At 32.4% G+C, this 15,843-nt stretch carries 16 protein-coding genes, 1 riboswitch and 1 other annotated feature; of the genes, 11 read left to right on the plus strand and 5 right to left on the minus strand.

Features of this window, described 5'->3' with window-relative positions:
• Positions 1–33: 33 nt before the first annotated feature.
• Positions 34–186 carry a hypothetical protein gene (locus RT412_RS05895; protein ID WP_313342109.1) on the minus strand — a complete coding sequence of 51 codons (153 nt, stop codon included), beginning with the start codon at positions 184–186 and terminating at the stop codon, positions 34–36.
• Positions 187–502: 316 nt separating this feature from the next.
• A riboswitch (purine riboswitch) is annotated at positions 503–604 on the plus strand.
• A gap of 291 nt (positions 605–895) precedes the next feature.
• Between RT412_RS05895 and RT412_RS05900 the strand changes: the two genes are divergently transcribed.
• Positions 896–2,200, plus strand: coding sequence for an NCS2 family permease (locus RT412_RS05900; RefSeq protein ID WP_313342106.1), 1,305 nt, complete (start codon positions 896–898; stop codon positions 2,198–2,200).
• Between the two features lie 79 nt (positions 2,201–2,279).
• Here RT412_RS05900 and RT412_RS05905 read toward each other — a convergent pair whose 3' ends face one another.
• From RT412_RS05905 to RT412_RS05915, 3 genes are read right to left on the minus strand one after another with little or no spacing between them, the layout of a single operon-like run.
• Complete coding sequence (locus tag RT412_RS05905; protein ID WP_313342104.1) at positions 2,280–3,443, minus strand: ABC transporter permease; 1,164 nt, start codon at positions 3,441–3,443, stop codon at positions 2,280–2,282.
• Positions 3,444–3,461: 18 nt separating this feature from the next.
• Entirely contained in the window at positions 3,462–4,133 is a 672-nt protein-coding gene (locus RT412_RS05910; protein ID WP_313342101.1) for an ABC transporter ATP-binding protein, read from the minus strand.
• A complete protein-coding gene (locus tag RT412_RS05915; RefSeq protein ID WP_313342099.1) occupies positions 4,130–5,743 on the minus strand; it encodes an efflux RND transporter periplasmic adaptor subunit in 1,614 nt (537 codons plus the stop codon). The genes RT412_RS05910 and RT412_RS05915 overlap by 4 nt, the downstream gene beginning before the upstream one ends.
• A gap of 181 nt (positions 5,744–5,924) precedes the next feature.
• Between RT412_RS05915 and RT412_RS05920 the strand changes: the two genes are divergently transcribed.
• A complete protein-coding gene (locus RT412_RS05920; protein WP_313342097.1) occupies positions 5,925–7,409 on the plus strand; it encodes a HAMP domain-containing sensor histidine kinase in 1,485 nt (494 codons plus the stop codon).
• A gap of 1 nt (position 7,410) precedes the next feature.
• The gene (locus tag RT412_RS05925) at positions 7,411–8,082 is read left to right on the plus strand and encodes a response regulator transcription factor (protein ID WP_313342094.1); all 672 of its coding nucleotides are present in this window, start codon (positions 7,411–7,413) and stop codon (positions 8,080–8,082) included.
• A 49-nt stretch (positions 8,083–8,131) separates the two neighbouring features.
• Here RT412_RS05925 and RT412_RS05930 read toward each other — a convergent pair whose 3' ends face one another.
• Positions 8,132–8,908 (minus strand): CAP domain-containing protein, encoded by a 777-nt coding sequence (locus tag RT412_RS05930; RefSeq protein WP_313342091.1) that lies wholly within the window; start codon positions 8,906–8,908, stop codon positions 8,132–8,134.
• Positions 8,909–9,271: 363 nt separating this feature from the next.
• Positions 9,272–9,472 (plus strand) — a binding site (T-box leader).
• 37 nt (positions 9,473–9,509) lie between these two features.
• Between RT412_RS05930 and tyrS the strand changes: the two genes are divergently transcribed.
• From tyrS to RT412_RS05970, 8 genes are all read left to right on the plus strand, one after another.
• Positions 9,510–10,742 (plus strand): tyrosine--tRNA ligase, encoded by a 1,233-nt coding sequence (tyrS, locus tag RT412_RS05935; RefSeq protein ID WP_313342088.1) that lies wholly within the window; start codon positions 9,510–9,512, stop codon positions 10,740–10,742.
• Positions 10,743–10,979: 237 nt separating this feature from the next.
• A complete protein-coding gene (locus RT412_RS05940; RefSeq protein WP_313342085.1) occupies positions 10,980–11,543 on the plus strand; it encodes an RNA polymerase sigma factor in 564 nt (187 codons plus the stop codon).
• Positions 11,533–12,246, plus strand: a complete 714-nt coding sequence (locus RT412_RS05945; RefSeq protein WP_313342082.1) for a DUF4367 domain-containing protein — start codon at positions 11,533–11,535, stop codon at positions 12,244–12,246. Before RT412_RS05940 ends, RT412_RS05945 begins: the two co-directional genes overlap by 11 nt.
• Positions 12,247–12,490: 244 nt before the next feature.
• Positions 12,491–12,889, plus strand: coding sequence for a hypothetical protein (locus RT412_RS05950; RefSeq protein ID WP_313342079.1), 399 nt, complete (start codon positions 12,491–12,493; stop codon positions 12,887–12,889).
• A gap of 344 nt (positions 12,890–13,233) precedes the next feature.
• Positions 13,234–13,365 (plus strand): hypothetical protein, encoded by a 132-nt coding sequence (locus tag RT412_RS05955; protein ID WP_313342077.1) that lies wholly within the window; start codon positions 13,234–13,236, stop codon positions 13,363–13,365.
• A gap of 148 nt (positions 13,366–13,513) precedes the next feature.
• Positions 13,514–14,458: a CHAP domain-containing protein gene (locus tag RT412_RS05960; protein WP_313342074.1), complete on the plus strand. Its 945-nt coding sequence runs from the start codon at positions 13,514–13,516 to the stop codon at positions 14,456–14,458.
• A gap of 225 nt (positions 14,459–14,683) precedes the next feature.
• The gene (locus RT412_RS05965; RefSeq protein WP_313342071.1) at positions 14,684–15,172 is read left to right on the plus strand and encodes a hypothetical protein; all 489 of its coding nucleotides are present in this window, start codon (positions 14,684–14,686) and stop codon (positions 15,170–15,172) included.
• 339 nt (positions 15,173–15,511) lie between these two features.
• Entirely contained in the window at positions 15,512–15,667 is a 156-nt protein-coding gene (locus RT412_RS05970) for a hypothetical protein (protein WP_313371237.1), read from the plus strand.
• Positions 15,668–15,843: the final 176 nt, after the last annotated feature.

Consider the following 15,843-nt stretch of genomic DNA (forward strand, 5'->3'; position numbering starts at 1 on the left):
TTTGCTATCCATGATAACACCTTCATATTTTTTTTAATCTTCTTCTTTTCTTAATCCACGTTCATGTAATTCACATTCTTTTTGGCTGCATTTGTTGTCAACATTATATATACATGTGATAGTTCCACATTTTCTAAAAGTCATTTTTGCAACTACATCTTTAATATCTTTCACGCCTACATTCATAATATTACCTCCTTGAATTACTTATAGCTTATTATAACATCAATTATGCAATTTGTAAAGAAAAAAATGCAAAAAAAATTAAAAAAAATATAAATAAGCCATAGAAAACATTTGCTTTTGCAACTTTGCTACTGCAAGGTTCATTAAATTATAATCGAATTTTGGAAGATAATGCAAGAAAAATTGGCAAAGCTTCACAATGATTGATACAAAATATCAATCAAAAGCTCTGTCATCCATAAGTTTGCGGAATTTGTCAATAAAAAATATTTATTGCCAATTCTTTTGTTTTAATATATAATACTTTTGCGAACAAAAAACTAAATATTAGCGCATCAATATAATGTGGAAAATATGGTTCCTAAGTTTCTACCAAACGACCGTAAATTGTTTGACTATTGAGAAGTTGTTATCGATTATGTATGTGATGCGAATATATTCTATTCGTTTTTTTTATGCCCTAACCCCATTTGTGCAAGCGACAGCGCGGCTCAAATGGCGGTAGGTCAAATGCACAGAATACCAAATTTGTGCGAACGAAGTGAGCAAACAAATTAGCTGTATTCCCCTGCTTATGCCCTAACCCCATTTCTTTGACTAAAGGAGAAAGAAATTGATGTGTTTAAAAAGCATATTTCACATACATATGTAAACAATAAAAGTATGGTTAATATTAGTTTAATAATATAATTAATAATTAGGAGGAGCAATGGAAAAGTTTTTTAAACTTAAAGAACACAATACAGATGTAAAGACGGAGATTTTAGCGGGCATTACTACGTTTATGACAATGGCATATATTTTAGTAGTTAATCCGGGAATGTTAAATTTAGCTGGTATGGATTTAGGTGGAGTATTTACAGCAACTGCCTTATCAGCAATGATAGGAACATTAGTAATGGCCATATATGCTAAATACCCATTTGCATTAGCACCTGGCATGGGACTAAATGCGTTCTTTACTTTCTCAGTGGTATTAGGACCTATGGGTAAAACATGGCAATTTGCATTAACTGCTGTTCTTATTGAAGGAATTATCTTTGTATTATTATCTGCTGTAAAAGCAAGGGAAGCAATATTTGAATCAATCCCACTAAATTTAAAAAATGCTGTTTCGGTTGGAATAGGTTTATTTATAGCATTTATAGGTTTATCCGGCTCTGGAATAGTTAAAACAGGAGATGGAACAATCGTAGCTTTAGGAGAATTAACATCTGGTGCTCCATTATTAGCAATTATAGGAATTATTATAACGGGATTTTTATTAGCAAGAAATGTTAAAGGTGCATTATTAATAGGAATAGTTTTAACAACAATTATTGGTATTCCAATGGGTGTTACAGTATTGCCGGAGAACTTCAGTACAATAATTAGTTTACCTCCATCAATGAAGGATGTTGCATTTAAGTTTGTTGGATTTAATGAAATACTTTCTTTTGAAATGTTAATTACAGTGTTTACATTCTTATTCGTTGATATATTTGATACAGTTGGTACTTTAGCAGGAGTTGCAACAAAAGCTGATATGTTAGATGAAAATGGCAAACTACCAAGAGTAGGAAAAGCATTAATGGCAGACTCTATTGGTACAATTGCAGGTGCATGTTTTGGAACAAGTACTGTTACAACTTATGTTGAAAGTGCATCAGGTGTTGCAGAGGGTGGCAGAACAGGTTTAACTTCATTAACAACTGCAATTATGTTTGGAATAGCTTTATTCTTTGCACCATTATTTACATTAGTCCCAACAGCTGCAACAGCACCGGCTTTAGTAATTGTAGGACTATTTATGATGAGCCCTATTACAAAGATTAATTTTAATGATTATACAGAAGCGATTCCTGCTTTCTTAACTATAGTAATAATGCCATTTGCGTATAGTATTGCTGAAGGTATTGTATTTGGTATGATATCATATGTAATTCTTAAAGCTATATCAGGCAGGTACAAAGAAATATCTCCTGTTATGTTGGTATTATCACTTCTATTTGTTTTAAGATTTATATTTATGTAATAAAGAATCGCCCCCAAGCTGTTATATCAGAACAGGAAGAAGAACAGGATACTAAATTTAGTATCCTGCTTTTTTTGCTTTATTCGTATCTTAATGCATCTACTGGTTTTAGCTTTGAAGCTTTATTTGCAGGATAGAGCCCAAAGAAAACTCCTACTGCCAAGGAAAATATAAATGCGCCTAAAATAACAGGTATATTTACCGAATAGCTTATTCCCATCATATTGCTGACTGCATATGAAGCTGCAACACCTGAAATTGCTCCAATTATACCTCCCACACCACTCATGACGGATGATTCTATTAAAAATTGAATCAATATGTTTGCTCTGCCTGCACCGATAGCTTTTCTTATACCTATTTCTCTGGTTCTTTCGGTTACGGTTACAAGCATAATATTCATAATTCCTATGCCGCCTACTAAGAGTGAAATTCCTGCAATACCGCCAAGCATAGCTGTCAGCATTCCGGTCACTTCGCTTATTGTTTCAAGCATTTCATCCTGGCTGAAAACCCTGTAGGAATCCTCATCTTCAAAATAATCCAAAAGATATTTTTCTATATTTTCTTTTGCTGAAATTGACTCTTCAGCAGAATTTGCCTGTACGGTTATTGTGTTTATTGTCTTTGTATTGCTCTGTCTCATCAATGAAGTTATGGGAACTATCACAATTTCATTGCTGTCACCTGCTATTGAACTTCCTTTATCCTTGAGGACTCCGACAATAGTATATTTTTCCCCGTTAATGGATACATCCTTATCAATAGGATTGTCCCTGCCGAATAAATCTTCGGCAGTCGTCAAGCCGATTACTGCTACTTTATTTCTATAATCAACATCAACAGGATTTATTGCTCTTCCGGAACCTATTTCATAATTATTAATGTCCATGTAATTTTCATTACCGCCTGTTATATTTACATTAACTGTCTCCAAATCATATTTGACAGTGGCATTGGTTGTATAAACAGGAGTTACGCTTTTAACACCTTTAAGCTTTTCAAATTCACTTACATCGTTGTAATCAAATGACACTCTTCTTCCGAATATGTTAACACTTATAATGTTTGATCCCATGCTTGATATACTTTCCGTAACTCCTGATGTTGCTCCTTGCCCTATGGATATCAACACAACTACAGCAAAAACACCTATTATTATTCCAAGCATTGTAAGAAATGTTCTCATTTTATTGGAGAAAATAGATTGAAAGGCCATTTTTGTAACACTTTTTATATTCATAATTACTCCCTTTCTAAGCTAATTGTTGCTGTTAACAAGCAGCCCGTCTTTAATTGTAATTGTTCTTTTAGCTTCCATGGCTATTTCACTGTCATGGGTTATCAGCACTATAGTTTTTCCTTCCTTGCTCAGCTGCTTAATTAAATTCATAACGTCGCTTCCTGATTTTGAATCTAAGTTACCTGTAGGTTCATCAGCAAGAAGTACCGGCGGATCTCCTGCCAAAGCTCTTGCTATGGCAACGCGCTGCTGCTGCCCTCCCGACAGCTCTGTAGGTTTGTGATTCATTCTGTCGTTTAATCCTACCTTTGTTAGTGCATCTATGCTTTTTTGCCTTCTTTCCTTTTGATTCATACCTCTGTATATCAGAGGAAGCTCTACATTTTCCAATGCCGTTAATTTCGGAAGAAGGTTGAATTTCTGAAATATGAAGCCAATCTTTTGATTTCTTATTTTAGATAATTGTTTTTCGTTGTAGGTGCTTATTTCTTTTCCGTCCAGATAGTATTCTCCTGTTGTTGGGGTATCAAGGCATCCGACAATATTCATAAGAGTTGATTTTCCTGAGCCCGAGGGACCGATTATCGCTATAAATTCACCTTCATCCACATGCATTGTTATGCCCCCCAGAACCTGGACTTGTACCGAACCCATGTCATATGTCTTAGTAATATTCTTTAAATCTATCATTGTCTCGGACCTTCCTGTCTTATAACAGTATTTCCTCCCGGTCTGCTAACACCTACTCCGGGCATCATTACATTCATCCCTCCCGGCATTTGAGTGTTAGTGGATTGAACTGCATTGTAAACAACTACATCTCCTTCATTCAGACCGGAAGTTATTTCTACCTTGTTCTTTGTGGCAAGCCCCAGCTCCACTTTAACATCTGATTTATTTCCTGCAGAATCCTTCACAGTAACCATGTAATCACCATTTAATCTGTGAACGGCATTTATCGGTACCGTTAATACATTTTCTCTGCTGTCTGCTGATATTTCAACATCTACATTCATCCCCGACATAAGAGATTTCCTGTCGTCTAATTTAATAGTTACATCATAAGTGGTAACGCCGTTTTGAGTTATTCCTTCCATTGAAATTTTAGTTACCTTACCTGTGAATTTTTCGTTGGGGTAAACATCACTTGTAATATTTGCCGGCTGATTTAGTTTTATTTTATTGATATCAAGCTCATCAACCGATATTATTACTTCCATGTTTTCTAAATCTGCAACAGTCATTAATGCGGTTGTTCTGTCAACTACTTCTTCTTCTGAAACGCTTATTTTCAGTACAGTACCTTTCATAGGTGAATATATTGTATCTCCTTCGACTAAATCCTCAATTTGTGAATTGTACCTTTCTATTGTGTTTTGTTTTTCTGCAATTTGTAAGCTTATATCTTCACCTTCTATTGTTGCTATTATATCTCCTTTATTAACGTATTTTCCGTTTTCTGTATTAACAGATTTAATTTTACCGCTTATTTTGGAAGTAACTTTTTCTTCCTTGATATCAATTATTTCTCCTATATTCATTCCCTGATACGTACCTTGTGAATTGGATACCGTAATCTGAGCCAAATCTCCTACGCCGTATCCGCCCGGGTTACTCATTTTAACAGTAACTAAATAACCAAATGTACCACCTCCCATTTGTACAGGAGTGCTGTCCTTTTCAATAACTGTTCCTGTTTCGGTGGCAAAAAATTTTGTCATAAAGATTGAAACACTGTCAGAGATTGATATTTTGTCATATTGGTCCTTGGTGAAATATACTTCAATGTATGAATTGTCTGTATCCTTAATGTTAGCTATGTTATAATTGGTACTTATTTGATTTCCTTCTTCAATGCTTAAGCCGGATATAACACCGGAAACAGGAGCATAAATATTTAATTCATTCTGACTGTTGTATAAATCATTCAATTCTCGTTTGGACTTTTCAATATTCAGATTTATACTGTTAATTTCTGCTTGGTTTCCGCTTGATGTTTCGGATTTCAATGAAGTAAGAATTTGATTTCTTTCAACTGTATCTCCTTCAGTAACATAGATATTTTCAACTGTTCCGTTAATTTCGGATTTTATAATCCTTTTGTCGGTGGAATTAACATTGCCGCTTTCCGATACCGAAATTGATATGTCGTCCTTGGAAACGGTATATTCAATTTCGCTGTTTAAATTTTTACCTGTTGCATTTACCGAAGAATTTTTCCTCACACTATTGATGCCTATAACAGCGATAATTAAGCCTATTGCAATAATTATTGTCAATGCTAACTTTTTGTTTTTCATAAAAAAATCCTTTCTGTTTCATATTTTCTTAATCTTAATAAATATAGAATATTTGTTTAATGTGTTGAAATTGTGATGAAATTTAAAAAAACAATTATCAGTTCAATTTCTTTAATATAAACTTCACTGTTTTATCACAATTGTGGTATATTATTGTAAAATAACTTTTTCCGAGGGTAACATGAAAATTAAATTTACTTTAAAAAATAAATTATTTGTAGCAATACTGTGTGTTCTGATTTTCAATGTTGTTTTATCAGCAATACTTGGTAACACATTGTTTGATGAACTATACACAAATGATAAGATTAACAGCTTGAAAAATGGAGTTGACAGTATTAAAATAAGCTACTTGTCAGGAAATATAAACAAAACTGTCGAAGAAATAATAAAATATGAAGCACAAAATATGACAATATGTATATTTTCTTTAAATACTGAAACAGGAATCGGTGAAATAGAATATTTTTCGAGGCAGAGATATTTTACGTTGAATCCTTTTAACAATGAAATAAATCTTTTAGCAAAAAGGCTGTACATTGAAAATGCTTTTACTGAATTAAACAATCACAAATATTATATTAAAAATGCTGAAATAGGAAGCCAAGACAATAATATAATCGTTTTATCAGGTATTAAAAATAATAAATATATTCTGATGATGACACCAAAGAAATTTATCAATGATATTTCATATTCCGCCATTAAATATTCAATATTTATTTCTGTTTTTTCTTTGATAATAGTTGCGATAATTATGTATTTTGTTGCAAAAAAAACAACCAAACCTATAAGTCGGCTGCAAATTGTTGCCGACAAAATTTCAAACCTGAATTTTTCAGAAAGATGCGAAATATCGTCAGACGATGAAATAGGTCTTTTATCTCACAGCATAAACAACATGGCCGATAAGCTGCAGGATTATGTAGAACGATTGAAGGATGATTTAATAAGCAAAGAAAAAACGGATAAAATGACGAAGCAACTCATTGCCAATGTTTCACACGATTTTAAAACTCCTCTGACTTTAATAATGAGCTATTCAGAAGCATTAATCGATATGGAGGATATTGACGAGGATACAAAAAAGGATTATCTGAACATTATAATAAATGAAGGACATAAAATATCAGAATTTGTACAGGAACTCCTAAAGCTTTCACAGATAGAGGGAGGACTAATAAAGTTAGAAAAATCAAACTTCAGTATCAATGAAATAATTGAGGAAATTATCAATAAAAATTCTATTATAGCCAAAGAAAGAAATATTAATGTTGAAAAAAATATATATTCGAATTGTATAGTACATGCCGACTACTTTAGAATAGAGCAGGTATTTCAAAATTTGTACGAAAATGCAATTAAATATTGTGATTTAGGAGGAAGTTTACGAGTTTCAACCTTTATTGATAATAATAAATGCAAAGTTGCTATATTTAATACAGGTATGCATATACCCGATGAAGATATTGAAAATATATTTTTGAGTTTTTACAGAGCTGATAAGTCAAGAAAATACACGGGAAGCTACGGTCTTGGCTTGGCAATTGTGAAAGTAATAATGGAAATGCATAATGAAAAATACGGGGTAAAGAATGTTGATAATGGAGTTGAATTCTGGTTCGAGCTTGAAAATATTGAAATGAATTTAGAATTGGAGGATTAGAGTGGAAACTACAATATTATTGGTAGAGGATGAAGACAATATAAGAAAGCTTGTTGCAAATTATCTTATAAAAGAAGGATATAAGGTAGTGGAAGCTTCTGATGGTGAAGATGCAGTAATAAAATTCGATAATAATTATGATTTTTCTCTGATAATTTTAGACGTTATGATGCCTAAAATGGATGGCTACCAGGTCGCTTCCTATATTCGAAAAAACTCTGACATTCCAATTTTGATGCTTACCGCAAGGGATACTGAAGCTGATGAGATTACAGGTTTTAATTCAGGTGCGGACGAATATATTTCAAAACCGTTCAGCCCGAGAATTTTAGTGGCAAGAGTAAAAAATATTTTGAAAAGAGCTTCCCAAAACAGTATACAAGATATTGAGTGTGGGGGAATCACTATTAAGTACAGAGAGCGGCTTGCTTTAATAGATGGCAAAAAGGTTATTCTTACACCCAAAGAATTTGATTTACTATATTATTTGTTACAAAATAAAAATTTAGTTTTAGCAAGAAGTCAAATTTTATCAACAGTGTGGGGATGGGATTATTTTGGGGATGACAGAACTGTGGATACTCACATCAAATGCCTTCGTTCTAAAATAGGTGCATATGGTATGAATATAGTCACAGTGAGAAAAATAGGGTACAAATTTGAATATAAATAATGAAACAGGATACAAATTTTTTTGTATCCTGTTATCTTTGCGCTTTCGCTTAGTTTGCAAATACTTGAGTCCAGTATGGTGTGCCGTTTGAATTAGTTACATATCCAACACCGATTCTGCCGAAGTTTGATGATAATATATTTGCTCTGTGTCCCGGTGAGTTCATCCAAGCAGTTACAACCGCTTCAGGAGTTCTTTGTCCGGATGCAATATTTTCACCCCATGCAGACCATTTGATACCAAACTTAGTAAGCATGTCCCCAGCACTTCCGTATGTTGGAGATTGATGTGCAAAGTAATTGTTCACAGCCATATCTTTTGATTTAGTTCTTGCAACGTTTGAAATTGCTGAATCCAATTTAAGTGCCGGTAATCCTGCCTTTTGTCTTTCGACGTTTACAAGTTCTACAACTTTTTGTTCATAGCTTTGATTTGATGAAGAAACTGTTGTGTCTTTTTCTGAAGGTGCAGATGCTTCCGGTGCAGGTGTTTGAACTGTTTTTTCAGTTTCCTGCGCTTTTGGTGCTTCAACAGGTTTTTCAGTTGACGGCTTAGTTATAGCCGGTTCTTGAACTTCAGGTTGTTTTACTACATTTGTATTATTGTTAAGTAGTGTTTTCCAATCAATTGAGTTTACGTCCACAGCTTTTCCATTTACTTTTACTGTGTATTGTGTGTTTGGTTTAGCATAATTACTGATAAATTTATTCAACGTGCCGTTGATATCATTGTAATTAACTGTTGTGCAATTTTCTGCAGCAAATACCGGTGTTGCTGATAATGCCAATACTGCAGATAGTGATAATGCTATTACTTTATTTTTCATAATGTTACTCCTTTTCAAGCTTTTGATTTTTTGGAAGCAGGGTTAGCCCCTACTTCTTACGAAACTACAGAACTTGCCAATGAGTTTCTTCATGTTGGTATTATAGCACTGAAAAATTAGGAATAAAACGCACAAAAAATTCTTTCAATGGCAAATGTGACATTATTATTACACAATAATGCAATTAGAAAAAAATTTTACAATTATATTACAAATACAAAGAGAAAGTACATAATAGCTTAAGGAAATGTTAATTAGATTGGAATTGGTTGTATGATAAGTTAATATTTACTCCGTTAAAATTTAAATTATCTTGACATTATTTTAAATTTATATTATCATTCCATTTATATAACATATAATATCATAACGATGAAGGAAATTAAGTAACAGTTTGGTTACAAATTAAGAGAGTGAATCGGTGGTGAAAGATTCTCAGTACAAAGTGTGAAATACGCTTCCGGAGTTTCTATGGGAAACCATAGCGGATTAATTGACCGATAAAGCAGGAAGAGGCAAATTATTGCGAATTAAGGTGGTACCACGGGTTATCTCGTCCTTTTAGGACAGATAAGCCGTATTTTTTATATTAGGAGGAATTATGGAAAAGAGAAATGTTTTTGATGTATTGAAAGAGAGAGGTTATATAGAACAATGCACTCATGAAGAAGAAATAAGAGATTTGTTAGATAAAGAATCTGTTACATTTTATATTGGTTTTGATCCTACCGCCGACAGCTTGCATATAGGTCACTATATTCAAATAATGGTTATGTCCATAATGCAGCAGCACGGTCACAGACCGATAGCACTTTTAGGCGGCGGTACTACAATGATAGGAGATCCCAGCGACCGTACAGGCATGCGTTCTGTAATGACACAGGAAATTATTGCTCAAAATGCAGAAAATTTTAAAAAGGTATTTGAAAAATTCCTGGATTTTTCAGAAGGTAAAGCCATCATGGATAATAATGCAGAGTGGCTTTTACCTTTAAATTTTCTTGAATTTATGCGTGAAGTCGGAGTTCATTTTTCAGTCAACAGAATGTTAACTGCAGAATGTTACAAAAATAGAATGGAGCAAGGACTTACATTCTTTGAATTCGGATACATGCTGATGCAGTCATATGACTTCTATGTTTTGAATCAGAAATATAACTGTAAAATGCAGTTTGGCGGAAATGACCAATGGTCTAACATCATAGGAGGTATTGAATTAACAAGAAAAAAATCAGGAGAACAGGTATATGGTATGACATTTTCACTGTTGACAAACAGTGAAGGCAAGAAAATGGGCAAAACAGAAAAGGGAGCCCTCTGGTTAGACAGAAACAAAACTACACCATATGAATTTTATCAATATTGGAGAAATATTGATGATGCGGATGTTGAAAAATGTCTTGCACTATTAACCTTCATACCAATTGATGAGGTCAGAAGATTGGGAGCGCTAAAAGGCTCCGAAATCAATAAAGCAAAAGAGATACTTGCATATGAGGTTACTAAGCTTATTCATTCCGAAGAGGATGCTGTAAAAGCGCAGGAAGCTGCACGGGCATTGTTTGGAGGAAGTGCAGATTCTGAGAATATCCCTGCTACAGAGCTTGCAGCTGATGAGCTTGGAGACGGTATGACGGTAATAGACCTGATGGTAAAAGCAAATCTCATTAAATCAAAGAGTGAAGGCAGAAGGTTAATCGAACAATCAGGAGTATCAATTAATGACAATATCGTTGACGATATAGGTGCAACCGTTTCAAAATCAGATTTTGAAGACGGAAAGCTAATGATTAAAAAAGGCAAGAAAATATACCACAGAATAAAACTTTCATAATCTATCCCTATTTAACGCCTATCTTTTAAGGAGATTCTTCGGACTAAAGTGCTCGGAATCTCCTTTTTTTATATCGAAAAATGGAAGTTTATGTGATATAATTTGTAAAACAATACTATAAAAAAATTCCATAAGGTCGAGTAACTGGTAAGCGACGAAATTATGGAGAATCTGAAGGAAAAACATGTATGGGGTAAATAAAACACCATGAAAAAATAGACGATAAATGGGGGGATAATGGTGACTATTGCAATTATAGCGGCTATTAAGGATGAAAATGAAAGAAGTGTTATTGAGGAATTGTACATAAAACATAATAAGGCTATGTGGAAATATGCAAAGTATTTAACAAAAAATAAAGATGAGGCAGATGAATTGATCCAAATTTCTTTCGAAAAGATAATAAGATGCATTGATGCTGTCAAAAAAATAAATTGTTGCAAAATAGATTCTTATATGGTCTCTATAGTTAGAAACTCTTATAATACAATGATGCTTAAAAAATATGAAGAAAAAGAAAAGTTAGAATATATGGATACTGACGAATTACCTGATGTAGAGATACATGATGATTATGAAAGTGTGTTGGAAAGAAGCAGTTCCTCCGACATATTATCTGCATTAGAAAATATGCCTGATAAATATAAGATGGTTCTGAAATTAAAGTATGTTCATGATTTTGATGATGAACAGATAGCTAAAACTATAGATGTGCAAATAAACAGCGTTAGGATGTATAAAACAAGAGCATTGAGAATGTTGGCAGAACGGTTGAAAGGAAGTGAATATAATGAAAAATAGTTTTAATGACGAATACGGAGAAATTTTACTTAGAAAAGCTGCAATACTTTTGTCTGAAGAAGATAAAAAGATTTATGATAAATTACGAGATGATGAAACTATGGTTAATCCGAATCAGGAAGAACTGGATAAAAAAATATTGGGAATGATAAAAAATTATGAAAAAAAAGAGAAAAGAAAGCAAAAGCTGAAGCTAATAAAAAATGTTGCATTAAAAGCAGCAGTTTTGATTGCTGTTCTCACGATAGGTTTTGCAGTAACATTTAGCACCGTAGAGGCATTTAAAATCACAGTTATAAATTTTATAATAGAGCAAAAAGAGAAGTTTTCGCTAATATCATTATCAGAAGATAATAATATTTCTGTTCCAACGGAGTTAAAAGAGAAATATTATCCTCATTATTTGCCGGAGGGTTATGAAATTGAGAGTACATTTATTACTGATAGTGGAGTTGAAATATCATATATAAATAATAACAACGAAATAATTAATTATTGCTATTTTAGCAAGGATGGAACAGTAGGAATCGATACGGAAAACAGAACGGAAACAAGTGTTCTTATTAATGGGTTAAATGGAAGTATATTCAGTAAAAACGAACATATGATGCTGGTTTTCAATTTAGATGAATACATCTTCGTAATAGACGGATATATCACGCAAGAAGAAATTATTAAAATTGCGGAAAGCACAAAAAAATAGTTTATAAAAAAATAAAAGCTGAACAACTATACAGTTTTTATTTTTTTGAAGAAAATTAAAAAAATATTGTTGCAAATTAAAAAAAAGAATGGTCTATATATATGAAAGATGAAATTAATAACAAATTATTATTCAAGGTCATAAATACGTAGGAGGTGATTTTATTGGACAATGGTTGAAAATTGTTAAATTTTACATATTTAAGCTTCGTATAAAGAAATTAAAACAAAAAAAGGAGTTAATTATGAAAACTATACTAAAATCTGTCTTGGTACTTACTTTAATTTTTGCCTTATTAGTAAATGCATTTGCATCAACCATAGGAATACAATGGGATTATTTAAGTAGAGTGAGAAGCGAATTAAGTATAAATACTTTGGGAATTGCCAGTGCATCAGGAACAGCGACTTTGTACAATGGTGATAGCGTATCAGTAGAATTGAATTTACAACAGTTGAAATCTAATGGTTGGACCACAATAAAAACATGGAATGGATCAGGTACAAAATCATGTACGGTTAGCGGTTCATATGCAGTTTATTCTGGATATGACTACAGGGTTGAGACAATTGCAAAAGTTTATGATGGGAATGGTAATAAAGTAGAAGAAAGCAACGTGTATTCACCCATTAAAAACTATTGATATAAATATCTCATTACAAAAATTAAAATAAAAGGTGGTGGTGCCTATGGAAATGAATATGATAGATTTTTAAAATTATTAGCTTCTTTGCTTATAGCTTTAAATATTAATATGTCTATTTATTTATCGCTCATCAGCCGGAGTTGCCCGCAGGAGCAAATAAGCTTCGTAAATTTTAATTATGTATGGTTTTTGTTAAAAGACAACGGATATGATGGTTTAAAATGAGATAATATCCTCGGAAGACAGAGAAATGTATGTATATGATACTATGGACAACCTTATTTGCATAACAATTTCTACAGTATCGGTATTGATTATATATTCTCTAGCCGGTGGAGGATATGAATAAACCATTATACGATACCGAGGTAAAGGTGTATGGAAAGAAAGCAAGGATAATACTTGGTTTTGAGGTTGGTGTGTTGATTTTGTTGATGGCTCTAGGAATGAAAAGCATTTTTATAGTATGGTGATTTCATTGTTTGTGTTGAGTTTTATGTTAATTTTAGGTAAAATAAAAGAGTGTATAACTCCATATAGTATGTATAGATAAATATTTTTATAAAAAATTAGGATAAAATAACTAATTATAATATTAGAATTAAATTTAAGGAGGAAAATATGAGACGATTTTTTGCGTTAGTTATATGTATAATGATGTCAATAATGATATCGATTTCACCTATGGCATTTGCGAATGATAATGTGGAGAAACATAATTATTTTATAACAGAAGCTTATAATTACCCAATTGTTCCCGAAATGGCTGAGTGGGCAGAGTTAAAGTCTTTGTCTGAAATGATTGAAGTATGCCAGATACCAGAAAACATTTTAAATAATATGACTACAGAAGCATTGATAGAGACAGTAATCAACTATCCGTTGTTAATTAATATGTTCGCTTATGATAAACCTCAACAAGGATTTAAAGAAGTGAGTAGTTACTTTAATGGATTACAAGAGCTTGTAAATAGAGATGATGTATCGCCAAAACTGGAAACGTTTGTTAGCAGGATGTCTGTAAAAAAAGATTATTCTTCGTTAAATAGTGTTTTAGCAAGAGTGATAATGGAAAATCTCCAAATTCGCGATGATGTAGCTGATATGTTAAGATTGGAATATCACTATAATTACACACCAAATGGTACAAGAGTTCAATTTATCTATAATTTGACTTGGGCAGATCATGGTATTACTGCTGAATATGCCGATCAACTTAATGAAGAGTACAAATTAAGATATAAAAATGCAACACCAAAAAGGGAGGAAAATCCTGCATATAACTGTCATTCATATGCATGGTATTCTACTAGTTCAGGAAATTTGTATTGGTTGAACGGTGGTTATGCTGCGTACTATATGTCGGATGGCAGTTATACTGAAGTGACATCTGCCAAAAGTGGTGATAAAGTTTGGTATGGATCATCTGATCATTCTGCTATAGTTAGCAGTGTATCTGGTGGTACTGTAACGGTTATATCTAAATGGGGAGCATTAGGATTGTTTGAACATAGTGTAGAGCATTGTCCATATAGTAGTTCGAATGTATCTTATTGGAGGAGATAAGTTGAGTTGAATTATTAACCAAAATATCGAAAAGTATTAATGAATTACTATCTTGATATTTCGATTTACAACTTAAGGATGGATCTTGGAGTTACATAATTATCAATTCAAAGGTCCATCTTCAGATTCTCAATATTACTTGCTTTCAGAGTATAAGATTTTAAAGTGTGTACTATTATCAATCTAATGGTTCTACATTATATAGTTCAAGAAAGGGAGAGATATATGTTTAATAAGATATTTATAATAGTTGCTTCTATAATTGTCGTATCGATTACTATTTTTTCTGTAGTTAATTCTTATACGGCTGAAGATGATATAGAAGGGGAATATGTTTTTGTTGATTTAAGTTATGTAAGTCCGATTTCCTCAACTTTTTGGACTAAAGAATCACGAGAGAATATCAGATATGTTATTGATAAGGATTATTTTTCTATAGGAGATGATAAATGGCTTAACACCTCTTATACGAAAGAAAAAATAGATAGTGTTTTTGTCCAAGACAATTATGGAAGCGAACTTTTAACTAAGGAATATACTCGAATTTTTTTCTCAAAAAATTCAAATGGTTATAGATATATTATAGTAGATGAGAATAAGAAAGAGATCGGCTATCATATTTTTAGGATTGGCGAAGAAACTTATATATGTGAGACATTTGAAGATTATAAAAAAAATGGTTTTGTGAAAGTTGAAAAAATTAAGAAAGATTAGATATAGTGGAGTTGAAATATCATATGTAAACAATAACAACGAAATAATTAATTATTGTTATTTTAGCAAGGATGGAACAGTAGGAATTGATACGGAAAACAGAACGGAAACTTATTAATGGGTTAAATGGAAGCATATTCAGTAAAAACGAACATATGATGCTGGTTTTAAAGGCATTTTAGGGACGGACCTTTGAATGACCAAAGAGGTAACTCAAAGGTCCGTCCTCAGAATTCCGTCCCCAGAATTCCCCATAATAATTCTGTTCTTTTTATTTTTGAAACCATCATTTTAGGAAATAATATCCAAATATCGTGTAATGTGGTATAATAATATAAGGTGGGAAATGGAGGATATTACAATGAAAAGAAAGTATATTTATTTGCTGATAGCCTTGTGCTTAGTAACAAGGAAGGTGGAGCGGTGCCAGAGCTTGATTCTTTAAAAATGACCGAGGATGAAATGATTATTTACGAAAAAGCTTTAGCTCAGTAGTACTCTAGGTACTCTAGGGACGGACCTTGAATTTTCAAAGGTCCGTCCCCAAAATTACGTTTTCATATTACAGATGATAAATTTACTGAATTAATTGAGACTAATAATCTTGAAGATATGTATAATGTCAAAAATATAATAAAAGAAAAAAGTCTTTTATAAAACTTAAAACAAAT

Origin of the sequence: Sedimentibacter sp. (assembly GCF_032080165.1) — a bacterium.
In the GTDB taxonomy this organism is placed as follows: Bacteria; Bacillota; Clostridia; order Tissierellales; family Sedimentibacteraceae; genus Sedimentibacter.